We start from the raw sequence: 23,752 nt of genomic DNA on the forward strand, positions 1-23,752 counted from the left end.
GGGGAACTGATCGGGGGAGATTGGCGAGTTACGCCGGCGTGAAAGGTATGCAGTGAATCCATAATCGGCTCGGTCGTTCAGGTCGATGTATCGCGACAGACACCTTGGTCGGCCCCCTCTCCCTCTGGGAGAGGGCTGGGGTGAGGGTTAGCGGTTCAGGGGATGAGCATCTGCATCTGCCCCGGCATGGCGATCTTGATCACCCCCGCCCAGTTGCACATCAAGGTGCTGTTGGCATCAATCGCCGGCATGCCGCCCAATAACAATGTCGGCGCGCCACCGGGGATCCACGGTGTGGCCGTCGCCGGAATGCACGGCATCGGCGTCAACACCCCAAGCGCCGCAGCGGTTGCCGCCGCCACCATCGGATTGGCCATGCTCATGCACACACCGAACGGCAGGATATTGACCAGCGGGATGTGATCCATGATGTTCGCCGCCGGCATGCCGCCGGTCAGCGTGCGATTGACCGGCAGCACGTTGAGCATCGACGGCGCGGCGCCAAAGCTGCATTGCAATGTGGCGGTGGCACAGACTTGCGGACAGCCCATTTCCCGACTCCTTCGTGGACACGGCATACCCGCTAAACCTTAGTCTGCTGCGGCTCCTCGCGCACATTCCCAAAGGTGATTATCCGGCAACACGCTAACCTATAAGACCGACCCGCGCTTGTGACCGCCCGAGCGCGCCATTAGATTAGCCAATGATGTCTGGCCTCCAAAATAAGCAGAAGGGATAAGCATGGCGCTTACTGACCAGTCCACCCGTATCCGCTCTGGCGAAGAACTCGATGCCAGCCTGATTGATCCGTACCTCAAGGCGCATATTCCGGGCCTGAGCGGCTTACCTGCGATCAGCCAGTTTCCCGGCGGCGCGTCGAACCTGACCTACCTGCTGGAATACCCGGAGCAGGAGTTCGTCCTGCGCCGTCCGCCGTTCGGCCACAAGGCCAAATCCGCCCACGACATGGGCCGCGAATTTCGTATCCTCAATCAATTGCGCGACGGTTTTCCGTACTGCCCGAAAGCCTACGTGCACTGCACCGACGAAGCGGTGATCGGCGCCGAGTTCTACGTGATGGAACGGGTCAAGGGCATCATCCTGCGCTCGGAACTGCCGCCGGAGCTGGGCCTCGATGCGGCGAAAACCGAAGCACTGTGCAAAAGCTTCATTGACCGCTTCGTCGAACTGCACCGCGTCGACTACAACGCTTGCGGCCTCGGCGATCTGGGCAAGCCGGAAGGCTACGTTGCCCGTCAGATCAAGGGCTGGAGCGAACGCTACGAAAAAGCCCTGACCCCGGACGCACCGCACTGGGAAGCCGTCAAAGCCTGGCTCAACGACAAGATGCCGGCCGATCACCCGACCTCGAGCATCGTCCACAACGACTACCGCTTCGACAACGTCATCCTCGACCCGGACAACCCGATGCAAATCATCGGCGTGCTCGATTGGGAACTGACCACCCTCGGCGATCCGCTGATGGACCTGGGCAACACCCTCGCCTACTGGATCGAAGCCGGCGACCCGGCACCGGTGCAACTGATGCGCCGTCAGCCGAGCCACGCGCCGGGCATGCTCACCCGCCGCGAGTTCGTCGACTACTACGCCGAACGCTCGGGCATCCAGATCGACAATTTCGACTTCTACTACACCTACGGTCTGTTCCGCCTGGCCGGCATCGTGCAGCAGATCTACTACCGCTTCTACCATGGCCAGACCCAGGACAAACGCTTCGCGCAGTTCATTCACATGAACAAACTGCTGGAGCAGATGAGCCTGCAGGTCATTGCGAAATCGAGCCTCTGACGGCCCACACCAAGGAACCCCTATGTCCAAGACTCAGTTGTTCGACCTCGACGGCAAGATCGCTTTTGTTTCCGGCGCCAGCCGTGGCATCGGTGAAGCCATCGCCAAACTGCTGGCCCAGCAAGGCGCCCACGTGATCGTTTCGAGCCGCAAGCTCGAAGGCTGCCAGCACGTCGCCGATGCGATCATCGCCGCCGGCGGCAAAGCCACCGCCGTGGCCTGCCATATCGGTGAAATGGAACAGATCAGCCAGGTGTTCGCCGGGATCAAGGAACAGTTCGGCCGCCTGGATATTCTGGTGAACAACGCTGCGACCAACCCGCAGTTCTGCAACGTGCTCGATACCGATCTGGGTGCGTTCCAGAAGACCGTCGATGTAAACATCCGCGGCTATTTCTTCATGTCGGTCGAAGCCGGCAAGCTGATGCGCGAGAACGGTGGTGGCAGCATCATCAACGTCGCGTCAATCAACGGCATTTCCCCGGGGATCTTCCAGGGCATCTACTCGGTGACCAAGGCTGCTGTGATCAACATGACCAAGGTCTTCGCCAAGGAATGCGCGCAATTCGGCATCCGCTGCAACGCCCTGCTGCCGGGCCTGACCGACACCAAATTCGCCTCGGCGCTGGTGAAGAACGATGCAATCCTGAAGCAGGCGCTGACGCAAATTCCGCTCAAGCGTGTGGCTGATCCGAGTGAAATGGCCGGGGCGGTGCTGTACCTGGCGAGTGATGCGTCGAGCTACACCACCGGGGTTGCGCTGAATGTGGACGGTGGGTTTCTGTCCTGATTTAAACGGCAAATGATTAACCCTGTGGGAGCGAGCTTGCTCGCGAAAGCGTAGTGTCAATCGACAATGATTGGGTTGACACACCGCATTCGCGAGCAAGCTCGCTCCCACAGGTCGTTGCTTGAATCAGGCATCGAGGACTTTCGGTAACTGCCAGCCGAAATGCACCGAGAGCAACCGCAGCGTCAGACACGCCGCTCCCGCCAGCAACGCCGCCGCTACCGGCGAAACGCCCAGCCTGCGGCCCATGATCAACACCGCTGCACCGACAAACGCCGAACTGGCATACAAATCCGCCTGCAACACCACGGGTATCCGCGCCAGCACAATGTCGCGAATCACCCCGCCACCGACGCCGGTGATCGTGCCCATCAGCATCGCCACAAACGGCGTGATCCCGAAATTCAACGCCTTCTGCGCCCCGGCCACGGCAAACAGCGCCAGCCCCGCCGCGTCCAGTACGATCAGGGTTGAACCGGACCAGCCCAACACCTGCTCATGACAGACAAACGCCAACCCGCCCATGAAAAACGCCAGCGCCGGATAACGCCAGTCGGCCACGGCGTTGGGCGGCGTGGCACCGATCAGCACGTCACGGGTCACCCCGCCGCCAAGCGCGACAATAAACGCAATCACCATCACCCCGAGCAAATCGAGCCGACTGTGCATTGCCGCAATCGCACCTTCGACAGCAAACACCGCCGTACCGGCCAGGTCGGCCACCAGCACAATCCGCTCAACCCGAGACTTGCGCCCCGCCGGCGCTATTGAGTGACGCAACGGGTCGTGGTGATGTGACGAGTGATCTGCCCGTCGACATACATGTCGCCGGCTACTTGAGTGTTCTCAAGCACCTGACAGGTGCGTACCGGCGGCGGAGGCGGCGCGGCCGGTGGAGGTGGCGGCGGACTGGCACAACCGGCCAGCAACGCTACGGAAAAAACCAGCGACAGCGGCGAACACACGCGTTTCCCAAGATTGTTCATAGGACGACCCGCGATAAAGGGAGACCCACTCCCGCGCACAACCGAACACGGAAGACCTGACCACTCATTCTTTATAGCCGAGCCCCCTGTAACCGCCAGTAAACCCGCCACCGAAGACATGCCTGGCTGTCGATTTTGCTTTTCGGCACAGCCGAAGCCTGGTTGGCTGTCAGGCCGCCATCGCTGGCAAGCCAGCTCCCACAGTTGGTTTGAGTGCATTCAGTTAGAGGATGGTCGGCTGTCAGGCCGCCTTCGCTGGCAAGCCAGCTCCCACAGTTGGTTTGAGTGCATTCAGTTAGAGGATGATCGGCTGGCAGGCCGCCTTCGCTGGCAAGCCAGCTCCCACAGTTGGTTTGAGTGCATTCAGTTAGAGAATGGTCGGCTGTCAGGCCGCCATCGCCAGCAGGCTGGCTCCTACAGTTGGATTGGGTGCATTCAGTTAGAGAATGGTCGGCTGTCAGGCCGCCTTCGCTGGCAAGCCAGCTCCCACAGTTGGTTTGAGTGCATTCAGCTAGAGGATGGTCGGCTGTCAGGCCGCCATCGCCAGCAGGCTGGCTCCTACAGTTGGATTGGGTGCATTCAGTTAGAGGATGGTCGGCTGTCAGGCCGCCTTCGCTGGCAAATCAGCTCCCACAGTTGGTTTGAGTGCATTCAGTTAGAGGATGGTCGGCTGTCAGGCCGCCATCGCCAGCAGGCTGGCTCCTACAGTTGGATTGGGTGCATTCAGTTAGAGAATGGTCAGCTGTCAGGCCGCCTTCGCTGGCAAGCCAGCTCCTACAGTTGGATTGGGTGCGTTCCGTTAGAGCATGGTCGGTTATCAGGCCGCCTTCGCTGGCAAGCCAGCTCCCACAGTTGGTTTGAGTGCATTCAGTTAGAGGATGGTCGGCTGTCAGGCCGCCTTCGCCAGCAGGCTGGCTCCTACAGTTGGTTTGAGTGCATTCAATTAGAGGATGGTCGGCTGTCAGGCCGCCTTCGCTGGCAAGCCAGCTCCCACAGTTGGTTTGAGTGCATTCAGTTAGAGGATGGTCGGCTGTCAGGCCGCCGCTGTCTCCCAAAATAACCGAGCCAACCAATAGGCCGAGTGTCAGCTCGCCTGCTTTTGATCTTGATCTTCAGGCCCCTTCGGCAGGCTGAGTGGAGGGATTCATCCGGGGGGCAGGCGCGGAGCGCCGTGCGGCGAAGCCGCATACATCGAGAGGAGGTGCAGCGAAGCAAACCGGAGGCGATGCCCCCGGATGAAACCCGCAACGAAGGAACCCCGAGCCCCAGCGAGCGGGCCGAACGCTGGGGCAAGCCTTTTTTTGCTTACTTTTTTGAGGCGTTTGTCAAAACAGTGAGTCGCCGTAAGGGCGAAACCGCCAGCCGCCACACCCCAAAAAACGGATATACACCCAAACCCCAAGAACATGGTCGGCCCAAAGGCCGCCAAGTCTCATACCCCCAACCCTAGGCCAAATCAGGATCCCGAGAAGAGCGCAAAGAAAAACTCTCAAGCTCATACCGCAACTCGTCAATCAACCCCTGCACCGCCTCAGGCGTACGCAGAGAATCCAGCTTCAACCCACTGATCACCAGATCGACCTGCCCCGACCCCGGGTGATAAAGCTTCACCGTCAAGGAATGGTCACCATCCACCAGACATTCGCACGCCAGCGGTGAAAAGCTGTGTTCCAGCCGCGCGCGCAACTGCGCAATATTCATCATGGGGCTGTTCCTATAGTTACTTCGAAGGGACGCGATCCCGAACCCGAATGGCTCGTATCGCACCCCACCAGACTAAGAACAGCCCCCTTGAGCCAACACCTCCATTTGCACTGATTCAACTAGTGCATTTGCACCTACCGCTGATTCTTGCTGCTCCACTCACCGGAAAACAACCCACGCTCCCGCGCCCAGACAATCGCCTCGCTGCGGCTATGCACATCGAGTTTGGAATACACCGTCGCCACATGATTGCGCACCGTGTTCGGCGCCAGTTTCAATCGCGCTGCAATCTCCTTGTCAGCCAGCCCTTCACAGATCAACCCCAGCACATCGCGTTCACGCGCCGTCAGATCGGTGAACGAAACACTCGGCAGCTGTGGCGAGTTGATCTTCTTCACATTGGCCAGCTTCTCGATCAGCGTGCGGCTGAACCAGGAGGCATCTTTCATCACCTCTTCAATCGCCGCGACCAGTTCAAGCTCGGTGCGTTTGCGCTCGGTGATGTCCATCAGCACCAGCAAATAACAGCGCGTGTCCTGGATGTTGACGGTATCGGCGGACACCGCGCACTCAAGCAGCTCCACATCCTTCTTGCGGACCCGCACATCGACCCGATCAATCCGGCCGTTCTGCTCCAGCGCCGTCAACAACCGCGACCGGGTGCTGCTGTCGTCGATGAAACCCAGCTGCGTCACGGTTTTGCCCAGCACCTCTGCGCTGTCATACGCCAGCGTGTCGAGGAACGCCTGGTTGACATCAATCACCTGCTGCTCGTCGGCGCTGCAAATCAGAATCGGCACCGGGCTCAGCCGAAATGCCTTGGCGAAGCGCTCCTCGCTCTGGCGCAGCGCCACTTCGGCCTTGCGTCGCAACTCCATGTCGACGAAGGAAAACAGCATGCAATCCTCATCGTTGAGCGTCAGCGGCTGCCCAGCCACGATCACTTGCTTGTTGCTGCCATCAGGCAAGCGCAGTTCGGCTTGCATCTGCGGGATGGTCGCGACATCACGCAAGCGCTGGATCGCCAGGTCTCGGTGTTCGGCCTGCTCGAAAATGTCGATTTCGTAGGAGGAAGTGCCAATCACCTGATCGCGGGTGTAGCCGGTCATCTCCAGAAACCCCGGATTGACCTTGATGTAGCGCAAGTCACTGAGACGACAGATCACCGCCGGTGCCGGGTTGGCGTTGAAGGTTCTTTCGAAACGCTGCTCGGCGTTGGCCCAGTCGGTGACGTCGCTCATGATCAGCACCAGCGACTCGGGCTGACCTTCGCGGTTGGTGAGCACCATGCTGCGCACGTTGTGCACCCAGACGCGCTCCGGGTCATCGACGGCGGACACTTCGATCAGCACATCACTGAACACCTCGCAGCGAGCGACGCGGCTGATCGGATAGTTCTCCGGTGGCAGGGTGTGGTTATTGCGATAGCGCAGGCTGAAGCGCTTGGCGTATTCGCCGGCACTCGTGCCCAGCTCACCAATCCGGCTGACCCCGTGCATGGTTAGCGCCGCTTCGTTGGCCCAGAGAATGCTCTGATCCAGCTCCAGCAGAATCACCCCGTCCGACAAACCGGCGATGATCTGTTGCAACTGGCGACGATTGGTTTCGGTGGTCAAGACTTCCTGGCTCATTGGATCTCCGCAGGTAATACGCGTGTGAAGATTACGACCGCAGCCGCCCGCGATCGTGCCACCCTCTTCACCCCCACCCCCACTCCTACAGGAGATCGCAGCGCATTCGCGACTTCAGGGTTTGTCATCTAGAGTTACTACCTCATCGGATAGAGCCCCTGCCCGCAACACCGGGCTCTTTTTCAAGGAGAGACTGATGACGTCGCGTCGCAACATCGAACAGACCTACCGCACCTGGTCCAGCCCGATCCTGCTGGAGCTGAAAAAGCGTGAGCACCAAATGGCGCCAATCGAGCGCCAGGCCCTTGAAAATGTATTGGTGGAAAGAAGGTTGCTGGACGTTGGCAACCCGGACGGTATTGAACGTCGCCGAAACAGCGGTGACTGACAGATCGCTATCGCGAGCAAGTTCGCGATAGCGTCACCCCTCGACTGGGCTCAGCGGAGCAAGCCGGCGTTCTTCAGCAGTTCGTGCAAGCCTTTCGGCACCAACGGCGCCTGCTCGCTGAAGCTTGAGCTGTCATGCCAGCGCGCGGTGAAGGGCGCGCCGTCGCTTTCATGGCCATCGATCTGTGCGTGGTGGTATACGCCCGGATCGATAAACGTCGCGTCGTATACCTGGACAATTTCGTGCCCCGGTTTGCCGTTGTAGACGAACAGGCTTTCGAGTGTGCCGAGCAGGCGCATATCCGTTATGGACAGCCGCAACTCCTCCTGCACTTCGCGCACGATGGTATCGGCGCTCGTCTCGCCGAATTCGATACCGCCACCGACAGGCCGAAAGCAGGTTTGCTCGCTCACCGGGTCGCGAAATTCGTTAACCAGAATTTTGCCGTTGTGATGAAAAACACAAAGTGCGAGTGCGCGGATGCGGTGTTCGGCCATGGCTGAAGTCCATTTACAGGTGTGGGGCGCGGCATTTAAACATGCTTTGCGCGACACGCCTGTGGCCGTCATTTGAAAAGGGTCGCCTCAGACCGGCGAAATCGTCGCGAGCAGGCCGATCAGAATGGTCAGTGTCAGGAATCCACCCAGAAAAATCGCCATCTTGTTCATGTTGCTCTCCTCAATGCTGAGCTTGCGGTGCACTGGGCGCTTCGGGATGAAGAACTGCCGCGAGTGACCGAACTGCCGGGGCATTTTGAGCGTATGACTGCGCCGGTTACAGAGGCAGATCCAGTGAAAAAATACGGATCAGATGCTCATCTGATCCGCTTGGGCCATAGGCGGATATTCAGATTGCGGCACGAGGGTTCAATTTCGGCGTGGTTGATCTAGAGTCATTGCCGTCGCAAGAACAAAAAGAAAAACTCTGGAGTGAAGATGACCGACCTGAACCTGCAACCCAACGTCGCCGTATCGCTGGGCAAATGGCACGAAATGATCCGCACCGGCAACCTCAGCGCCCTGCCCGGTTTGCTCGATCCGCAAGCCGTGTTCCGCTCGCCGATGGCCCACACGCCCTACCCCGGCGCGCCGGTGGTGTCGATGATCCTCAACACCGTCTTCGAGGTGTTTGAGGATTTCCACTATCACCGGGAACTGGCGACTGCCGATGGCTTGAATGTGATTCTGGAGTTCAGTGCGAAAGTCGGGACGAAAGAACTGAAAGGCATCGACATGATTCGCTTTGACGAAAGCGGCAAGATTGTCGAGTTTGAAGTGATGGTGCGGCCCCTGAGCGGATTACAGGCCTTGGGCGAAGAGATGGGACGGCGCCTGGGTGCCTATCTGGCCAAGGCCAAATCCTGAGCACCTGAATGACCGGGTGGGAGCAGCCTCATTTCACTCGACAGCACCTGCAAAACGCTTAGCCACAAAAAAGCCCACTGACCGTCGCCGGTTCAGTGGGCTTTGTGTGTCAGGCGTCTGGTTACAGCGCCATGTCACGTGCAGCGTTTTCCTTCGGAGCCTTGGCCTTGTCAGCCGCAGCATCGACTGCCGGAGCAGCGACCTGACCGATCACCGGAGGCGTCGGCAGTTCGAGGATCTTGGCAGTGTAAGCCCACTCTGCAGCCACTTTGGCTGGATCGCTGTTCAGCTGAGTACCGTAGCTTGGAACGATCTGGTGCAGCTTGGTTTGCCACTCAGGGGTCGCGACTTTGTCTTTGAAGACTTTCTGCAGCACGCTCAGCATGATCGGTGCAGCGGTCGACGCGCCTGGCGATGCGCCCAGCAGACCAGCGATGGTGCCGTCTTGTGCAGCAACGATTTCGGTGCCCAGTTTCAGCACGCCGCCCGCGGCTTCATCACGCTTGATGATTTGCACGCGCTGGCCGGCTTGCCACAGGCGCCAGTCTTCGGCTTTGGCGTTCGGGAAGTATTCCTTCAGCGCGTTCAGACGGTCTTCATCCGACAGCATCAGTTGGCCAGCAAGGTACTCGACCAGCGGGTATTCCTTGATGCCGACCTTGGTCATAGGCCAGATGTTGTGGGTGGTGGTGCTGGTCAGCAGGTCCAGGTACGAGCCTTCTTTGAGGAACTTGGTGCTGAAGGTCGCGAATGGGCCAAACAGGATGACGCGCTTGCCGTCCAGGACACGGGTGTCCAGGTGCGGAACGGACATCGGTGGTGCGCCAACCGACGCTTTACCGTAGGCCTTGGCCAGGTGCTGTTCAGCGATGGCCGGGTTATCGGTCACCAGGAACGAACCACCAACCGGGAAGCCCGCGTATTCCTTGGCTTCAGGAATGCCCGACTTCTGCAGCAGGTGCAGCGCGCCGCCGCCAGCGCCGATGAACACGAACTTGGCGTCGGTTTCGGTTTTGCTGCCGTCTTTCAGGTTTTTGTAGCTGACGCGCCAGGTGCCATCGGCATTCTTGGTGATGTCCTGGACTTCGCTCGACAGTTTCAGGTCGAAGTTAGGCTTGGTCTGCAGGTAAGCGGCGAACTGGCGGGTGATTTCGCCGAAGTTCATGTCGGTACCCAGCGGGCTCCAGGTGGCCGCGATTTTCTGGTTCGGGTCACGCCCTTCCATCATCAGCGGAACCCACTTCTTGATCACAGCCGGGTCTTCGGAGTACTGCATACCGGCGAACAGCGGGCTCGCCTGCAGGGCTTCGTAGCGCTTTTTCAGGAACTTGATGTTGTCATCACCCCACACGAAGCTCATGTGCGGCGTGGTGTTGATGAACGAGCGAGGGTTCTTCAGAACGCCTTGCTGAACCTGCCAGGCCCAGAACTGACGGGAGACCTGGAACGCTTCGTTGATCTCGACAGCTTTCGGGATCGTGACGTTGCCTTTGTCGTCTTCCGGGGTGTAGTTCAGCTCGGCGAGCGCCGAGTGACCGGTACCGGCGTTGTTCCAGCCGTTGGAGCTTTCCAGGGCGACGCCGTCGAGGCGCTCGACCATTTCCATCGACCAGCTCGGCTCCAGCTCATTGATCCACACACCCAGGGTGGTGCTCATGATGCCGCCGCCAATCAGCAGTACATCGACTTTCTTCGGGTCTTGAGCATTGGCGGAAGACATCCCCATCGCCAAAGCCAGCCCCAGCAGGGCTGTGTTCACTTTTTTAAACATCTGTTGCACCTATGATAAAACGCCTTCCGCCCGCCGCTGTTATCAGTATGCGATCCGCTTTGATGACGCTCAGGCTCGCGTCGCAGATTCCGGCACACTTCAATTTTGACGGGTGGGCACACAAGGCCGACATGCTGCATCGACCTCAGTTAATGTCCCTTCTGAACTGACTTCTTATCATTATTGGCTCAGCTACTTGAGCGACAGGGATTCCGTCAGCCCGCCCGAAGGCAAGCAAACTGAATAAGGTCAAACCAAGTTGGCGCGAAGAATATCACGTCAGGGCAAACCCGCGCGTCTGTTCCCGACTTGATGGTCTTTTTCCGCTGTGGGAATTATCGGCCGGCAAACGCTGAACATGAACCCGACGCTGGCTCTGGCTGAAGCCTTCAAACGATCCACGGGGTCGATATTCACACGACAAAACCCCGTGGGAGCGGGCTTGCCCGCTAAGGGGCCCAGTCCGGCAGCGCAGGCTGACTTGACTCACGGCAGCCTTACAGACGAAACCGATCCACCGACTGCGCCAACTGCCCTGCCAGGCTCGACAACTCATCGGTGGTATTCGCCGTCTGCCCGATCACCCGGCTATTGCCCTCGGACATCCCCGCAATCATCTCCACCTGATGAGCGATTTCATTGCTCGCCTGGCTCTGTTCGCCAATGGTGCGGGTGATGTCGTTGACCAGTTGGGTCGTGCTCAGCGTGGCCTGCAGAATTTCCCGAATCGCCCGTTCGACGTTCGCCGTGACTGCCATGCCCTTGTCGACCTGCGCCACACCGGCCTCCATGCTGCTGACCGCCTCGCGGGTGCTGTGCTGGATGCGCGCGACCATCGCGGCAATTTCCTGGGTCGAGGCGCTGGTTCGCGCCGCCAGACTGCGCACTTCATCCGCCACAACCGCGAAGCCCCGGCCCTGTTCGCCGGCCCGGGCTGCCTCGATCGCGGCATTGAGCGCCAGCAGGTTGGTCTGATCGGCAATGCCTTTGATCACCTGAATAATGTTGAAGATGCCTTCGGATTCCTGATCCAGCGTACGAATCACCTGCGCCGACTGTTGCGCCGAGCGCGCAATGTCATCCATGTCGCTGACCACTTGATGGATGACCTGCCCGCCATTCTTTGCCAGTGATTCAGCCTGATTGGCCATGCTCAGGGCGCGTTCGGCATGGCGGGTGATTTCCTCGATGCTCGCGGTCATCTGGCTGGCAGCCGCGGCCATGGTGCCGGCGGCGACGCTTTGTTGCTGGCTGCTGTCGGCGACCTGATGGCAACCGTGGCTCAGTTGTTCGCTCATGCCGCTGACGCCGTGGGCGTTGCGTCGCACCACGTCGATCATGTTGCGCAAATCGCGCTGCATGGTCGCCAGTGTGCGGATCAGCGCACTGGCTTCATCCTTGCCGGTCGGTTCGATGATCGGCTCGCCGAGGTTGCCATGGGCGATGCTTTCGGCAATGTGACTGGCGGACTTCAGCGGGCCCATGATGCTCAGGATGACCCAGCGCCCTTGCGCCAACAGCAGTAACAGGCTGGCGATCAGCACCACGCCGAGGGCGATGTTGGCATTGCGGATCGCCGCTTCAGTCGCCGCACTGGTCTGCTGCGTGTTGGATTCGATCAATTCACTCAACGCAGCCATCTGCTCTTCCAGCTGGCCGAAGGCGGTGTTGAAGGTGCCCAGTTCCTGCTGCGCGGCGTCCGGGTTGTCCAACGCCAGCCCGACGATGCGTTCACCGGCATTGATGTAGGTATCGAGACTCGGCTTGATCTGTTCCAGCGCCGTGCGCAGCGTCGGGTTGATCGGCAACTTGAGGTTGTCATCGAGCACTTCCCGGAAGTGCCCGGCATGCTCATTGATCGAGTCACGCACCTCGGTCGCTGTACTGGTGCTCTTGCCCAGCCCGACCAACATCGCCGAGTAGACATCGGCGCGCAGGGCGTCGTGCATCATGTCGGCTTCCATGTGGTTGCGCAGTGCGCTCATGCTCACCACATTGTCGCTGACCGCCGAAGCCATTCGCACGTTGCCGACATAACTGACCAGACTCACGATCAACGCCGTCAGCAGGCTGGTAACAATCAGCAACACTAAACGCAGTTTGATCGACACCGTAATGTTCTCCCCCTTCGCCACGCCCGCAAGCGCCTGTCAGATCTTCAGTTAAGCCTATTTACGCGGGTCTGCCGTGCCAGAACGTGACAGCAGGTGTCTGCGCGCGGGGGAAGCGCGGTAAAACTTTCGGATTGCGCGGCAAGTCTCACTTTGCACACCTTCATCGCGGGTTAATACCGCCGGGCTATTGAGTCCGGCGTTCAAAACACTCAGGCAGCAAAAGGAAACGCTTATGAAACGCGCACTGTGGTTGGGATTGCTAGGCACCTTCGCCATTGGTACGGCTCAGGCAGCCACCGAAAAAGTCGCCATCAATCTGGTCAGTGCCAATGGCGCGCCGCAGGCCATCGGCTCGATTACGGTCAGTGAGACGCCGTATGGCCTGTTGTTCACCCCGGACCTGAAATCCCTGCCGGCCGGCGTACATGGTTTCCATGTCCATGAAAACGGCAGTTGCGAAGCCGGCATGAAGGATGGCGTGAAAGGCGCCGCACTGGCCGCCGGAGGGCACTTCGACCCGCAGAAAACCGGCAAACACCTCGGCCCTTATGCCGATGGCCATCTGGGTGACCTGCCGGCGGTTTACGTGACCGCCGACGGCATGGCCAGCTATCCGGTGCTGGCACCGCGCCTGAAGACAATCTCCCAGATCAAGGGCCACGCACTGATGATCCACGCCGGCGGCGACAATCACTCCGACCAGCCGAAACCTTTGGGCGGTGGCGGCGACCGCATGGCCTGCGGGGTGATCTGAGCGCGCGTGAACCCGGGCAACCCTTAACGGTGTTGCCCGAGTCTTTTTTTGCATTCACACAGACTTTAGCGCCCTACGGAACTCCGCCCCACCGCGCCCCTCTCACACTATGCAGTACTTCCTTTTTGCTTCGCGCTTGTGGAGGAACACCGTCATGCGCAAGTTAGTGCTCGTTTCTTCTTTACTCTTATGCCTGCCGGTCGGTTCGGCGCTGGCCCGCGTCGATGCGGGTGATGTTGCCACCTCGGCGGGTGTCTCCGCGTCGCTGTACTCGACCTTCAAGGATCACAAGATGGTGATCCCGGCCCGTGACGACTTGTCTGCATTTGTCGCCAGCGGCGGGGCCATCCGTGGGGTTTATCTTGAGTCGGTCTTGCAACAGGTGCGTCACGACAACCCCGGTCTCAACGCCAGCGATGAAGACCTCGCCAATGCGATTCTGGTGCATTACGAAGGTCTGAATCAGTAGCCGTCAGGGATGACGCGGCCGATGGATGGCCGCTGACGGCGCATAGGCAAAACTGTCCGACGGCCTCTATGATGGAGGCCATGACGACTTCTGTGCCCCTGCGCTCACCCTGCCCGCCCGGCGCCTGCAATTGCGGGCGCGATCCGTTGCTGGAAACGCCCGGCGCGGATGTGCGCATCCTGCGCCTGACCCGCGAGGAAGAAAAACGCCTGCTGGCGCGTCTGGAGAGGCTCAAGGATCTTGCCGATCTGCGGCACCTGCAACAGCGCATGTTCGAGCAACTGGGGATTCGCGTCGATGTCGCGCCCGGTTTCAACGAAGTGCGCACCATGCGCGGCATCGCCATTCAAATTGATGAGTTGCCGGGACTTTGTCGCAAGACACGTGCGGCGATCCCGGCAGCGATTCGTCGCGGCCTGGAAAATCATCCGCAAATCGCCTTCGAACTGCTCAACGCCCACGACTTGCTGCGTGATACCTGATCACGGGTGCATGCCGACCCGTTTGCGCATCTGTGCGGTGATGCTCTGACGGGTTTTCTTCATGTCTGCCCAGGGTTCGTCGCCGACCTCAGCCAGGCGCTCGTGAATATTGTGGATGTTCCACTGGTTGCCGCCCTTGATCTCGGCGACCTCCTCACGAAACAGCGGCACCGACACCGGCAAGCCCTCACGGGTACGCGCCGCGTAGGCGCAAATGGTGGTGGCCCCCAGACCGTTGCGCAGGTAGTCGATGAAGATCCGTCCGACGCGGTTTTTCGGCCCCGACACCGCCGAAAAACGATCCGGCAACAGCTTGGCGATGTGGCTGACGATTGCGTGGCTGAAGTCCTTGACCTCGTCCCAGCCGAGCTTACGGGTCAGCGGTACGACCAAATGGATACCCTTGCCGCCACTGGTTTTCAGAAAGGCCTTGAGGCCCAGTTCATCGAGCACTGTTAGCGTCAGCGCAGTGGCTTCGACCATGCTTTTCCACGGCAGCGCCGGGTCTGGGTCGAGGTCGAGGACGAGGCGATCGGGCTTGTCCAGATCGACTGTGGTGGCATTCCACGTGTGCAGTTCGACCGTGCTCATCTGCACTGCGCCGATCAACGCTTCAGCATTGTTGATCAACATCACGGGCTGACCGGTGACATCCTTGTCCAGCGTTGTGATGCCAGGAATCGCCAGCCGCTCGGCGTTTTTCTGGAAGAACAGTTCGCCGGCGATACCATCCGGAGCACGCACCAACGCCACCGGGCGATCCTTGAGTTGCGGCAGAATCCATTCGGCGACGCTGGCGTAGTACTCGGCCAGTTGCATCTTGGTGGTGCCGCTGACGGCGTCGATCACCCGGTCCGGGTGAGTGATGCGCACCTTGCCATTGGCCAGGTCCCGTTGTGACGGCACGGTTTGCGCCTTGCTCGCTGCGGATTTTGTTGCCGGTTTTTTTGCGCCTGCTTTGCTGGTGGAAGGCTTGCTGGCGGAAGGCTTGCCGGCGGAAGCCTTGCTGTCGGAGGCCTTGCTTCTGGATGTCTTCACGGGCTTCGCTCGCTCTTCGGTGATGTCCTTGGCCGGCTTGTCATCGCGCAGGCCATGGAACACTGCGTGGCGCACCGAACCGTCCTGGGTCATTTCGGCGAACGCGACTTCGGCGAGCAATTTCGGTTTCAACCAATGCACGCCCTTGGCTTCGAAACCGCTCGGTGGATTGACCACGGCGGCTTTCTTCACCTGCAAGGGTTTGAGCTGGCCCAGGAGGGTTTTCAACGTGGTCTCGTTGAAACCGGTGCCGACCTTGCCGGCATAGCGCAGTTCACCCCTGTCGCGATCATGCAGGCCCAGCAACAAGGCGCCGAAAGCACTGCGCGAGCCTTTCGGATCGGTGTAGCCGACGATCACGAATTCCTGCCGGTGTTTGCATTTGAGTTTGATCCAGTCGCCACTGCGGCGGGACACATAAGGCGAGCCGAGGCGCTTGCCGATCACGCCCTCCATCTGCATCTGGCAGGCGCTGTTGAGCAGCGCCTCCGGGGTTTCATCGAACGCCTCGGAGAACCGCAGCAACGGTTGTTCATGGGCACCGAGCACTGTGGACAGGGCCGCGCGGCGCTCCTCGACCGGCACTTCGCGCAGGTCGACGCCGTTGAGATACGGCAGATCGAACAGGTAATAAAGAATGTTGCCGCTGCGTCCGCTCTCGAAAGCGTTTTGCAGCGCCTGGAAATCCGGCACGCCGTGTTCATCGGCAACGACCATTTCGCCATCGAGCCACGCCGACTCGAGACCCAGCGCGGTCAGCGCCGCAGCTTGTTGCGGCAGTTTGTGCGTCCAGTCATGGCCATTGCGTGTGAACAGTTGCACCTGGTCACCGTCGATCCGCGCCATGATCCGGTAACCGTCGAACTTGATCTCGTAACTCCACTGGCCCTGCGGCGCACTGTCGACCAGCGTCGCCAGTTGCGGTTTGAGCGAGGCAGGCATTTTCGCCTTGTGCGCCCCGCCGAGCGTGGCGCTGGTCGGCTTGCGTGATGGGGTCTTAGTCTTTTTCGCCGTTTTGCTGGTTTCGGCCGCCAGTTTGGGTTTGCCGACAATTGTCCGCTCACTCAATACGCTGTCCGGCTCGGCGACCAGTACGTCGTAATCCTCCTGCGGGCGGGCGGCACTGTCCTGATGCTTGATCAGAAACCAGTTCTCTTTCTTGCCCGGCATGTGCGTGCGCACCAGATTCCAGATCCCGGCGAGTTTCTCGCCTTGCAGTTCGAACTTGAGCTTGCCTTTGGCGTAGGCTTTTTGCGGGTCTTCCAGCGGGATCCACACGCCACGATCCCAGACAATCACATCCCCGGCGCCGTAGTGCCCCTCGGGAATGCTGCCCTCGAAGGTGGCGTAATCAAGCGGGTGATCCTCGACATGCACCGCCAGGCGCTTGACCTTGGGGTCGAGTGACGGGCCCTTGGGCACCGCCCAGCTTTTCAGCGCACCGTCGAGTTCCAGGCGAAAGTCATAATGCAGGTGCGACGCGTCGTGCTTCTGGATGCAGAACTGCAAGGCGTGGTTGCCGGCGGTTTTGCGTCCCGGGCGCTTGACGGCGGCAGGCTCCGAGGTCGCCGAGAAATCGCGCATGCGGTTGTAGTCGTCGAGGTTCCTGGTCATCGCACACCTGCCTTGTTTCAGCCAATTCGGGTCACGGTCAGCGCCACCACGGCAATCCGGTCAACCCGCTGATAGCCGGGGTTGAGCAACTCCTCGCCGAAGACATCGGGATCGAGTTCGCGGTAGGTCCAGCCAAAGCGCTTTTGATCCAGGCGCGGCAGCACCGTGTCGAGAAACGGATCGTGGCCATCGACCATTGCCACGCCGGTGTAGAGCAGCAGCGAACCTCCAGGTGTCAGGCGATTCAGTGATTGCTCGACGATGCACAGCGACAGCCCGGCGCCCAGGGTACCGCCGCCATGTCGATAGGCGCGCGCCGCCGGATCGGCCATATACGGTGGGTTGGCGACGATCAGGTCGAACTCGCCCTCGACCCCCTGCAACAGATCGCTGGCGCAGGCTTCGACGTTGGCCACCTCGGCCAGCGCCGCGTTGATCGTGGTCAGGCGCAGCGCGGCGGGATTGATGTCCAGCGCCAGCACTTGCGCTTCACGCCGCGCCCGGCCGATGAGGATCGCGCCGACCCCGGCGCCGCAGCCGATATCGACGGCGCGTTTGATCGGGGCAAAATTCTGCTGCAGGTGAGCGTGAATCAGTTGCGCAAACCGATAGGTGTCGGGGCCGAAAAACACCGCGTCGGCGGCGTCGGTGGGGAACGCCGAATGCACAAACAGCAAGTCATCCAGACTCGACCAGCGCACCCGGCTCTTGAAGCAACCGTCGTAAGTGTCGATGACCTGAGCGTCCTGCAGTTGCTGCAGTTCATCGGCGGACAACAGCCCAGCTTCAAATGGCCGCGACCAGCCGAACACATCGCGCAGGGAATCGACCGCCTGGCCTTCGTTGCGCTGGTTGACCCGTTGGTGGGTCAGCGGGGTGGGCGTGATAAAACGATAACCGTCGGCTTGCAGGCGGCGGCCCAGTTGCAACAGTGCAAGATCATCGGCGCACAGTGAATCTTCCTGAATCATTGGGTCGCTCCTTAAGGCAGGCGGGATTTGAGTTCGATAAAGCGGCGAGTCGCGAGCAATCCGGCCGGATGCGCATGCCGCGCCGGCGCCAGCCACGGGATGAGCAGCGCCATTTGCGCGTGATCGTCCTGGCCTTGCAGCGCTGCGTTCAATTGCTGGAGGTCGGGATCCTGCTCGGGAATGACCGCGGGTGCCGAAGTCTGGCCATGGCGCCGAGCGGGTTTCACCGCTTTCGGGGATGTCCAGCTGCCGGCAATCCAGTCGTGCAACAGTTGTTTTTCATAGGCGTTGAACACGCCGAACATCGCGGCGCCATCGCCGCAGATCAGTTGCCAGAAGCGACTGGCTTGCGGGTCTTGATTGCGCTTGATCCAGCCTTTGTCTTGCATGGCCTGAAGGAAACCGGGCAACTGCTCCGGCGTCGCCAGCCACTGATTGACGGTCTGGCCTTCAAAACGGCAATAGTCCGAATGCAGGTGCTGGCCGAACGGCCGCTTGCGCTCGAGCATCGCCAGCAACTCGCGCTCAAGATCGAAGCCTTCAATGATCGCGCGACTGCCCTGGCCCAGATCGTTGAGGCGATAGCCCAAAGAAACCCGTCGCAGAAACTCGCTGCGATCGGCTTCCAGCGGCAGCAGGTCGAGCACAGCCTGCACGGCTTTTTGCGCATGCCCGGTGCTGGCGTTATCAATGGTCACGTGCAGGGTGAAATAGTACGGATTGATGCCCAGTTCGCTGAGTTCGTAACTGCTGATCAGCAGGTGCAGCGGCAATTGTTCGTAGCCGAGGTTGTAGCCAATCACCTCCGGCAGACAGTCCATGCCGCCAAGCCCCAGCGCCAGTTGCAGCGCGCCTTGCAGGTAGTATTCATCGGCGATGGCGGCGCTTTCCTGCAGGTCGTGATCGGCCAACAGTTTGCGGTAAATCACCACATGATTCTGCGCCGGATTGCCCTCGCCAAGTTCTTCCAGATAGGTGCTCAACAGCCCCGCGAAACGCGGATCGTGCCACTGCGGCAAAAGGCCGGACAGCCAGGCACCATCGACCAGTTTGGTCGGTGCGACGGCTTGCAGAAAGTACAGCGCCTGAGCCTTGTTGCTGAAGAACTGCCGCGGGCCGCCTGCCTGGCGTTGTTGCAGGTAGTCGGCGTATCGCCGGGCGACCTCGGTACAGTGCGCGGTCATCCACTCATGCCAGCGCCCAGGATCGCGTGGCAAGGTTTCAGCGATATCTGCGGCCTGTTGCAACTGCTCCTGCAAAAAAGCGTGAGCACGTTCCCGGGGATTTTCATCGCGCAGCAGCGCTTCATACAGCTGCCGCAGATTGCCGGCAGGATGGAGCGCTTGCGATTGTGCCGGCGCAGAAGGCAGGCGAGTCAGGACAGTCATGGCTAAATTCTCGGTCGATTGGCAGGACGCTGATTCACACGCCTCTACAGCAGCAGAGAGGTGACGCCTGCGAAAAATTCAATCGACGTGAAAATTGCCCGGACGGACGGAGTACCCGCCCCCTTGTTCTCCCCTGTGCAGGAGCTGCCGAAGGTTCAGACCGCGATCGGACGATCCTTGGCTTTCAGGCCGTGCCCTTGACCTGTTCTTCCAGATGCACCTGCAACTGCGGATCGATCTGCAAGGCCGCCGCCAGTTCATCCAGATAATTACGCTCGGCCGCTTGCTGGTCATCCACCAGCATTACGCTGGCCAGGTACATTTCGGCGGCAACCGCTGGATCACCTTGTGCCGATTGGGCAACTTCCGCTGGATCCAGCGGTTTGGCGAACTCGGCGTCGAGCCATTGCTGCAACTGCGGGTCCTCGGCGTGTTTGCCGATTTCGCAGCTGATCCGGTCTCTTTCCGCTTCATCAAATGCGTCCGTCAGCCTTGGCCGCCGCGATCAAGGCGCGCAGCACTGCATGGCTGTGTTCTTCAATGTCGGGGCCAGCCAGCAAGTTAGCTGTTTGCGGGGTTTGCTGCGGTGCCGCGCTGGCCTGGCTGCGTTGCCAGGCCTGATATGCCTGGAACGCCATCATCCCCAGCGACGCCAACGCAGCGTAATTGGTAGCGCCGGAACGGCTTTGCGTACCACCACCCCCGAGCATGCCCCCCAGCCCACCGCCACCGCCAAGCAGCCCGCCGAGCAAACCACCCAATCCGCTCAGCCCGCCGGGCGCCGCCGAACCGCCGCCACTGGCTTGACCGCCACCCAACAGACCACCCAGCAATCCACCCAGACCGCCACCGGCCGAAGCGCTTTCCTGTTGTCCCGCCGAGGCCTGGCCTCGCAGCAGTTGTTCGAGCAAATCGCTGGTGTTCATGACGTCATCCTCCGGCGTTGGTATTGGCCGCGTCTGGCAACGATAGACCGGTGCGGCCATTGCGCCAGCACCGTTTGGCCGACGCACCATCCGCTGAATCATTTCGCCCAACGCATTTTTTGGCGGCCAGCTAAGATTCATGGCAGGTGAACCTTATCCCGGCCAGACCGGTCGATAGCTGCAACCCCGACCCGGTTTGCCGGCGCCCTTCTGAACGAGGGTGATAACCGGCTTGCTTCACTTTCTGGAGAACGCCCCCGTGATATCGACTCTACACATCGCCAGGCTCAAAGCATGGGGCGCCCATGGTTTTACCGCGACCGGCGTGGTCACCGCCTTCCTCGCCACCCTCGCCCTGCTGGAAAACCAGCCGACCCACTGCCTGATGTGGCTGGGCGTGGCGCTGATCGTCGACGGCCTCGACGGTGCGCTGGCACGCAAGGTCAACGTGCAATCGGTACTGCCGAGTTTCGACGGCTCGATCCTCGACCTGGTGATCGACTACCTGACGTACGTTTTCATCCCGGCCCTGTTCATCTATCGCTACATTCCGTTGCCGGACTACACCTTGCTGCTGACCGTGTCGCTGATTCTGGTGTCATCACTGTTCTGTTTCTGCAACGTCAACATGAAGAGCAAGGACAACTATTTCGTCGGTTTCCCCGCGGCGTGGAACGTGGTGGCGCTGTGTCTGTACATCATCGGCCCGGGGCCGTGGATCACGTTCCTCACCGTGATCGGCCTGGCGCTGTTGACGGTGACGCGAATGAAGTTCCTGCACCCGTTCCGCGTGCGCCGGTTCATGCCAATCAACATTGCGGTGACGGCGATCTGGCTGCTGTGCAGCCTGTCGCTGGTGCTCAACCATCCGCTGATCAACCCGCTGGTGATGGGGTTGTGGTTGCTGATGTCGGCGTACTTCCTGGGCATCTGCATCTGGCGCACGGCGCTGGAGTGGTTTGATCGGGCCCAGTTGAAATAGGCCATCCGCCGCAACACATCTCCTCTGCAGGCTCGCGCCTGCAGAGGACGTTCGCTTTTGCGTGATCAGCGTTTGGTGATCACCACCTCCAGATACTCGCTCGGCACCACCAGCGATGCCTCCCCCGCTCGATTCGAGCGGTTGAGCAAATCCGCCAGATCACTCTCCAGTGCCTGACCGCTCTCTGGCGGGAGCGCCGCGAAGGCCTTGTGCACCGGCCCGTACCAATGACGAAAGATGTCGATGAAATGCAGCGCCGAGCGATAACGGAAATTGAAGGTGCGCCGGGTCACTTGCACGACAAAATCGTGATCGTTGAAATGCGTGTGCAGCCAGGCTTCGGTGCCCCAGTTTGCCGGCGGCTGGGCTACGGGCGGCGGTGGCAGATGGCGGCTGAGGGTCTTGAACATCTGGCCGACAAAACCTTCTGGGGTCCAGTTGGCCAGACCGATCCGTCCGCCCCGACGACAGACCCGCGCCAGTTCGGCGGCGGCCTGGGCCTGATCGGGTGCGAACATCACGCCGAAGGTCGACAGCACTGCGGCAAAACTGTCGTCGGCAAACGGCAAGGCTTCGGCATCGGCCACCTGAAAGGTCACGTCCAGATGTTCGGCCCGGGCGCGATCCTGGCCGCGTTCGAGCAAGGCCGCGACATAGTCGGTCGAGGTCACCAGACAGCCGCGCCGCGCCGCCGCCAGTGTGGCGTTGCCGTTGCCGGCGGCAACGTCCAGCACCTCCTCGTCGCAACGCAGGTCGCAGGCCTCGGCGAGGTTTTCGCCGACGATTTGCAAGGTGGTACCGATCACGGCGTAATCGCCGCTGGCCCAGGCGACTTTCTGGCGTTCTTTCAGGGCTGTCAGATCAATCGGGGTACTCATGGCGTCGAGCTCCACGGCAGGTTGAAGCCGACATCATTCGGCGGTCGTCGGATCGATGACCGTCATCACCCGCGCCACGCTGTTGGCCGGGAACCCACCCAGCCGGGCATGCTCGCGTACTTGCGCTTCATCGGGAGCGATGTACACGCAATAGACTTTGTCGGCGGTGACGTAGCTCTGCAGCCACTGCACTTGCGGCCCGAGTTCACGTAACGCCTGGCAGGATGTTTGCGACACGGCCTTGAGTTCTTCTTCCGACAGCTTTCCGGCTCCTGGAATCTCGCGTTCAATCACGAATTTCGGCATGGCAACCTCGCGTTCTTGTTATGTGGCAGGACCGGCAGTAGCCCTGCTCAATCACTATCGCGCCGAGTCCCGCCGGCGTCCCTGCCGGTCGTCCGGCGAAGCGGAATTAACCCGGCTTTGCCGATGAGTGGCGTGAATCTGTTAAGCCGTTGTAACAGCTCCTGCCTCAGGCTGCGGGGGCTTTGGCCTCTTCCAGCAACTGGCGGATCATCTGCTCCTGCGCCTCGTAGCGGCCTTCGCCGAAATGGCTGTAACGCACCTGCCCCTTGGCATCGATCAGGTAGTGCGCCGGCCAGTACTGATTATCGAAGTGACGCCAGATCGCGTAATCATTGTCGATTGCCACCGGGTAGGTGATGCCGAGCTTGCGCACCTGCGCCTTGACGTTGTCGATGATGCGCTCATAGCCGTATTCCGGGGTGTGCACGCCGATCACCACCAGGCCGTCCTTCTGGTACTTCTGCGCCCAGTCTTTGACGTAAGGCAAGGTGTGCTGGCAGTTGATGCAGTCGTAGGTCCAGAAATCCACCAGCACCACTTTGCCGCGCAGGGATTCGGCGCTCGGCTCCGGGGAGTTGAGCCATTGCACGGCGCCGGACAACGACGGCATCGCGCCCTTGCTGTCGTTCTGCATCGAGTCGGCGCGGACTTTGCTGACCAGGTAATCGACCACTTTCGGCACGTTTTCCAGCACGCTGTTTTCGACGCTGGCGACACCTTCGGAAGACGTCCCGGCCAGTAACGTCTTGTCTGCCCCGGTGGCAATCACCGCCGCCGCAGCCAGCACGGAAACACCTGCCCCGCGACGAAACCAGCCCGTGAACGGGATCGACGGTTTCAGCCGGTTGACCAGCCCGCGCCCGGCGAAAATCAAAGTGCCCAGCGCCAACGCACTGCCTGCGCCATACGCCAGCAACAACAGACTGGTGTGAGCATTGGCGCCTTGCAGCATCGCCCCGGTGAGGATCACGCCAAGGATCGGGCCGGCACACGGCGCCCACAGCAGTCCGGTGGCAACACCGAGCAGGATCGAGCCCGTCGACCCGGCCGTCTTGCGGTTGTCGGCATCAAGGCGATTGCCGAGCAGGACCAACGGCCGGGTCAGCCAGTCGCCGATGCGTGCCGAGATCAGCGCCAGGGCGAACGCGATCATCACGAGCAACGCCACCTGCCGCCCGGTGTTACTGGCCTGAATCACCCATTCGCTGCTGACCACGGCCAGGCTGGAGATCAGCGCAAAAGTCAGGGCCATGCCACCGAGGGTCAGCAGGATCGACGAGCGCCGGCGGTTGGCGCCGGCGAACAGGAACGGCACCACCGGCAAAATGCAGGGACTGAGGACGGTCAGCAGACCGCCTAGGAATGCAATGAGATACATGATGATCAC

Annotated in this window: 23 protein-coding genes and 2 pseudogenes; 8 read left to right on the forward strand and 17 right to left on the reverse strand. The window is 60.6% G+C overall.

The annotated features are described in order from the left end of the window. Window positions 1–155: 155 nt before the first annotated feature. Window positions 156–551 carry a DUF4280 domain-containing protein gene (locus tag PseuLF5_RS06515; RefSeq protein WP_008083980.1) on the reverse strand — a complete coding sequence of 132 codons (396 nt, stop codon included), beginning with the start codon at window positions 549–551 and terminating at the stop codon, window positions 156–158. 190 nt (window positions 552–741) lie between these two features. Here PseuLF5_RS06515 and PseuLF5_RS06520 point away from each other — a divergent pair, with 190 nt between their 5' ends. Together PseuLF5_RS06520 and PseuLF5_RS06525 are read left to right on the forward strand one after the other, a co-directional pair. Further along, window positions 742–1,809, forward strand: coding sequence for a phosphotransferase family protein (locus PseuLF5_RS06520; RefSeq protein ID WP_186747643.1), 1,068 nt, complete (start codon window positions 742–744; stop codon window positions 1,807–1,809). Window positions 1,810–1,831: 22 nt separating this feature from the next. Then, entirely contained in the window at window positions 1,832–2,599 is a 768-nt protein-coding gene (locus PseuLF5_RS06525; protein ID WP_041480848.1) for an SDR family oxidoreductase, read from the forward strand. Between the two features lie 126 nt (window positions 2,600–2,725). Here the strand turns inward: PseuLF5_RS06525 and PseuLF5_RS06530 are convergent, their stop codons facing one another. The 4 genes from PseuLF5_RS06530 to PseuLF5_RS06545 form a co-directional block, all read right to left on the reverse strand. Beyond that, window positions 2,726–3,379, reverse strand: coding sequence for a trimeric intracellular cation channel family protein (locus PseuLF5_RS06530; protein ID WP_259741335.1), 654 nt, complete (start codon window positions 3,377–3,379; stop codon window positions 2,726–2,728). After that, a complete protein-coding gene (locus PseuLF5_RS06535) occupies window positions 3,364–3,585 on the reverse strand; it encodes a hypothetical protein (RefSeq protein WP_148050922.1) in 222 nt (73 codons plus the stop codon). The genes PseuLF5_RS06530 and PseuLF5_RS06535 overlap by 16 nt, the downstream gene beginning before the upstream one ends. A gap of 1,446 nt (window positions 3,586–5,031) precedes the next feature. Beyond that, the gene (locus tag PseuLF5_RS06540) at window positions 5,032–5,289 is read right to left on the reverse strand and encodes a DUF1652 domain-containing protein (RefSeq protein WP_123467658.1); all 258 of its coding nucleotides are present in this window, start codon (window positions 5,287–5,289) and stop codon (window positions 5,032–5,034) included. Between the two features lie 134 nt (window positions 5,290–5,423). Next, the gene (locus PseuLF5_RS06545) at window positions 5,424–6,920 is read right to left on the reverse strand and encodes a helix-turn-helix transcriptional regulator (protein WP_322374284.1); all 1,497 of its coding nucleotides are present in this window, start codon (window positions 6,918–6,920) and stop codon (window positions 5,424–5,426) included. 196 nt (window positions 6,921–7,116) lie between these two features. Between PseuLF5_RS06545 and PseuLF5_RS06550 the strand changes: the two genes are divergently transcribed. Continuing rightward, window positions 7,117–7,308, forward strand: a complete 192-nt coding sequence (locus tag PseuLF5_RS06550) for a hypothetical protein (RefSeq protein ID WP_128615405.1) — start codon at window positions 7,117–7,119, stop codon at window positions 7,306–7,308. Window positions 7,309–7,358: 50 nt separating this feature from the next. On the opposite strand, the gene PseuLF5_RS06555 is transcribed toward PseuLF5_RS06550, so the two are convergent. Both PseuLF5_RS06555 and PseuLF5_RS06560 read right to left on the reverse strand, forming a co-directional pair. Continuing rightward, window positions 7,359–7,805, reverse strand: coding sequence for an NUDIX hydrolase (locus PseuLF5_RS06555; protein ID WP_340133210.1), 447 nt, complete (start codon window positions 7,803–7,805; stop codon window positions 7,359–7,361). Window positions 7,806–7,892: 87 nt separating this feature from the next. Continuing rightward, on the reverse strand, window positions 7,893–8,060 hold the full coding sequence (locus PseuLF5_RS06560; RefSeq protein ID WP_340133211.1) for a hypothetical protein: 168 nt from the start codon (window positions 8,058–8,060) through the stop codon (window positions 7,893–7,895). 183 nt (window positions 8,061–8,243) lie between these two features. On the opposite strand from PseuLF5_RS06560, the gene PseuLF5_RS06565 reads away from it, so the two are divergent. After that, window positions 8,244–8,672 carry a nuclear transport factor 2 family protein gene (locus tag PseuLF5_RS06565; RefSeq protein WP_222833185.1) on the forward strand — a complete coding sequence of 143 codons (429 nt, stop codon included), beginning with the start codon at window positions 8,244–8,246 and terminating at the stop codon, window positions 8,670–8,672. A 121-nt stretch (window positions 8,673–8,793) separates the two neighbouring features. On the opposite strand, the gene mqo is transcribed toward PseuLF5_RS06565, so the two are convergent. From mqo to PseuLF5_RS28155, 3 genes and pseudogenes are all read right to left on the reverse strand, one after another. Beyond that, window positions 8,794–10,443, reverse strand: a complete 1,650-nt coding sequence (mqo, locus tag PseuLF5_RS06570; protein ID WP_128615404.1) for a malate dehydrogenase (quinone) — start codon at window positions 10,441–10,443, stop codon at window positions 8,794–8,796. Between the two features lie 497 nt (window positions 10,444–10,940). Continuing rightward, window positions 10,941–11,804 carry a methyl-accepting chemotaxis protein gene (locus PseuLF5_RS28150; RefSeq protein ID WP_445262415.1) on the reverse strand — a complete coding sequence of 288 codons (864 nt, stop codon included), beginning with the start codon at window positions 11,802–11,804 and terminating at the stop codon, window positions 10,941–10,943. Beyond that, a pseudogene (locus PseuLF5_RS28155) lies at window positions 11,799–12,578 on the reverse strand (MCP four helix bundle domain-containing protein); the annotation flags it as partial. The pseudogene PseuLF5_RS28155 and the gene PseuLF5_RS28150, both read right to left, overlap by 6 nt. A gap of 211 nt (window positions 12,579–12,789) precedes the next feature. On the opposite strand from PseuLF5_RS28155, the gene sodC reads away from it, so the two are divergent. The 3 genes from sodC to PseuLF5_RS06590 all read left to right on the forward strand — a co-directional run bounded on the left by sodC (window position 12,790) and on the right by PseuLF5_RS06590 (window position 14,262). Continuing rightward, window positions 12,790–13,311, forward strand: a complete 522-nt coding sequence (gene sodC, locus PseuLF5_RS06580) for a superoxide dismutase family protein (protein WP_222833187.1) — start codon at window positions 12,790–12,792, stop codon at window positions 13,309–13,311. A gap of 154 nt (window positions 13,312–13,465) precedes the next feature. Continuing rightward, window positions 13,466–13,780 (forward strand): DUF2388 domain-containing protein, encoded by a 315-nt coding sequence (locus PseuLF5_RS06585; protein WP_025111286.1) that lies wholly within the window; start codon window positions 13,466–13,468, stop codon window positions 13,778–13,780. Window positions 13,781–13,860: 80 nt separating this feature from the next. Beyond that, on the forward strand, window positions 13,861–14,262 hold the full coding sequence (locus tag PseuLF5_RS06590) for a hypothetical protein (RefSeq protein WP_185015820.1): 402 nt from the start codon (window positions 13,861–13,863) through the stop codon (window positions 14,260–14,262). Here PseuLF5_RS06590 and ligD read toward each other — a convergent pair whose 3' ends face one another. From ligD to PseuLF5_RS06610, 4 genes and pseudogenes are all read right to left on the reverse strand, one after another. Further along, window positions 14,263–16,914 carry a DNA ligase D gene (ligD, locus tag PseuLF5_RS06595; protein WP_340133213.1) on the reverse strand — a complete coding sequence of 884 codons (2,652 nt, stop codon included), beginning with the start codon at window positions 16,912–16,914 and terminating at the stop codon, window positions 14,263–14,265. Window positions 16,915–16,931: 17 nt separating this feature from the next. Next, on the reverse strand, window positions 16,932–17,885 hold the full coding sequence (locus tag PseuLF5_RS06600; RefSeq protein ID WP_340133214.1) for a class I SAM-dependent methyltransferase: 954 nt from the start codon (window positions 17,883–17,885) through the stop codon (window positions 16,932–16,934). An 11-nt stretch (window positions 17,886–17,896) separates the two neighbouring features. Then, on the reverse strand, window positions 17,897–19,273 hold the full coding sequence (locus PseuLF5_RS06605; protein WP_340133215.1) for an iron-containing redox enzyme family protein: 1,377 nt from the start codon (window positions 19,271–19,273) through the stop codon (window positions 17,897–17,899). A gap of 184 nt (window positions 19,274–19,457) precedes the next feature. Next, window positions 19,458–20,199 (reverse strand): annotated as a pseudogene (locus PseuLF5_RS06610) (tellurite resistance TerB family protein). Window positions 20,200–20,458: 259 nt separating this feature from the next. Between PseuLF5_RS06610 and pcsA the strand changes: the two are divergent. Then, on the forward strand, window positions 20,459–21,181 hold the full coding sequence (gene pcsA, locus PseuLF5_RS06615; protein ID WP_123467635.1) for a phosphatidylcholine synthase: 723 nt from the start codon (window positions 20,459–20,461) through the stop codon (window positions 21,179–21,181). 65 nt (window positions 21,182–21,246) lie between these two features. Here the strand turns inward: pcsA and PseuLF5_RS06620 are convergent, their stop codons facing one another. The 3 genes from PseuLF5_RS06620 to PseuLF5_RS06630 form a co-directional block, all read right to left on the reverse strand. After that, on the reverse strand, window positions 21,247–22,059 hold the full coding sequence (locus PseuLF5_RS06620; protein WP_123467633.1) for a class I SAM-dependent methyltransferase: 813 nt from the start codon (window positions 22,057–22,059) through the stop codon (window positions 21,247–21,249). A 33-nt stretch (window positions 22,060–22,092) separates the two neighbouring features. Beyond that, a complete protein-coding gene (locus tag PseuLF5_RS06625) occupies window positions 22,093–22,365 on the reverse strand; it encodes a DUF4242 domain-containing protein (RefSeq protein WP_123467631.1) in 273 nt (90 codons plus the stop codon). A 166-nt stretch (window positions 22,366–22,531) separates the two neighbouring features. Beyond that, on the reverse strand, window positions 22,532–23,743 hold the full coding sequence (locus PseuLF5_RS06630) for a cytochrome c biogenesis protein DipZ (protein ID WP_340133216.1): 1,212 nt from the start codon (window positions 23,741–23,743) through the stop codon (window positions 22,532–22,534). Between the last annotated feature and the right edge of the window lie 9 nt (window positions 23,744–23,752).

This window comes from Pseudomonas sp. LF-5, assembly GCF_037626295.1.
Lineage (GTDB): Bacteria > Pseudomonadota > Gammaproteobacteria > Pseudomonadales > Pseudomonadaceae > Aquipseudomonas > Aquipseudomonas monsensis.

Excerpts from the sequence above, each read along its gene's own strand:
- PseuLF5_RS06515 (WP_008083980.1), bottom strand. The coding sequence starts at position 551 with ATGGGCTGTCCGCAAGTCTGTGCCACCGCCACATTGCAATGCAGCTTT.
- PseuLF5_RS06520 (WP_186747643.1), top strand. The coding sequence starts at position 742 with ATGGCGCTTACTGACCAGTCCACCCGTATCCGCTCTGGCGAAGAACTC.
- PseuLF5_RS06525 (WP_041480848.1), top strand. The coding sequence starts at position 1,832 with ATGTCCAAGACTCAGTTGTTCGACCTCGACGGCAAGATCGCTTTTGTT.
- PseuLF5_RS06535 (WP_148050922.1), bottom strand. The coding sequence starts at position 3,585 with ATGAACAATCTTGGGAAACGCGTGTGTTCGCCGCTGTCGCTGGTTTTT.
- PseuLF5_RS06540 (WP_123467658.1), bottom strand. The coding sequence starts at position 5,289 with ATGATGAATATTGCGCAGTTGCGCGCGCGGCTGGAACACAGCTTTTCA.
- PseuLF5_RS06545 (WP_322374284.1), bottom strand. The coding sequence starts at position 6,920 with ATGAGCCAGGAAGTCTTGACCACCGAAACCAATCGTCGCCAGTTGCAA.
- PseuLF5_RS06550 (WP_128615405.1), top strand. The coding sequence starts at position 7,117 with ATGACGTCGCGTCGCAACATCGAACAGACCTACCGCACCTGGTCCAGC.
- PseuLF5_RS06555 (WP_340133210.1), bottom strand. The coding sequence starts at position 7,805 with ATGGCCGAACACCGCATCCGCGCACTCGCACTTTGTGTTTTTCATCAC.
- PseuLF5_RS06560 (WP_340133211.1), bottom strand. The coding sequence starts at position 8,060 with ATGCCCCGGCAGTTCGGTCACTCGCGGCAGTTCTTCATCCCGAAGCGC.
- PseuLF5_RS06565 (WP_222833185.1), top strand. The coding sequence starts at position 8,244 with ATGACCGACCTGAACCTGCAACCCAACGTCGCCGTATCGCTGGGCAAA.
- mqo (WP_128615404.1), bottom strand. The coding sequence starts at position 10,443 with ATGTTTAAAAAAGTGAACACAGCCCTGCTGGGGCTGGCTTTGGCGATG.
- PseuLF5_RS28150 (WP_445262415.1), bottom strand. The coding sequence starts at position 11,804 with ATGCAGCGCGATTTGCGCAACATGATCGACGTGGTGCGACGCAACGCC.
- sodC (WP_222833187.1), top strand. The coding sequence starts at position 12,790 with ATGAAACGCGCACTGTGGTTGGGATTGCTAGGCACCTTCGCCATTGGT.
- PseuLF5_RS06585 (WP_025111286.1), top strand. The coding sequence starts at position 13,466 with ATGCGCAAGTTAGTGCTCGTTTCTTCTTTACTCTTATGCCTGCCGGTC.
- PseuLF5_RS06590 (WP_185015820.1), top strand. The coding sequence starts at position 13,861 with ATGACGACTTCTGTGCCCCTGCGCTCACCCTGCCCGCCCGGCGCCTGC.
- ligD (WP_340133213.1), bottom strand. The coding sequence starts at position 16,914 with ATGACCAGGAACCTCGACGACTACAACCGCATGCGCGATTTCTCGGCG.
- PseuLF5_RS06600 (WP_340133214.1), bottom strand. The coding sequence starts at position 17,885 with ATGATTCAGGAAGATTCACTGTGCGCCGATGATCTTGCACTGTTGCAA.
- PseuLF5_RS06605 (WP_340133215.1), bottom strand. The coding sequence starts at position 19,273 with ATGACTGTCCTGACTCGCCTGCCTTCTGCGCCGGCACAATCGCAAGCG.
- PseuLF5_RS06620 (WP_123467633.1), bottom strand. The coding sequence starts at position 22,059 with ATGAGTACCCCGATTGATCTGACAGCCCTGAAAGAACGCCAGAAAGTC.
- PseuLF5_RS06625 (WP_123467631.1), bottom strand. The coding sequence starts at position 22,365 with ATGCCGAAATTCGTGATTGAACGCGAGATTCCAGGAGCCGGAAAGCTG.
- PseuLF5_RS06630 (WP_340133216.1), bottom strand. The coding sequence starts at position 23,743 with ATGTATCTCATTGCATTCCTAGGCGGTCTGCTGACCGTCCTCAGTCCC.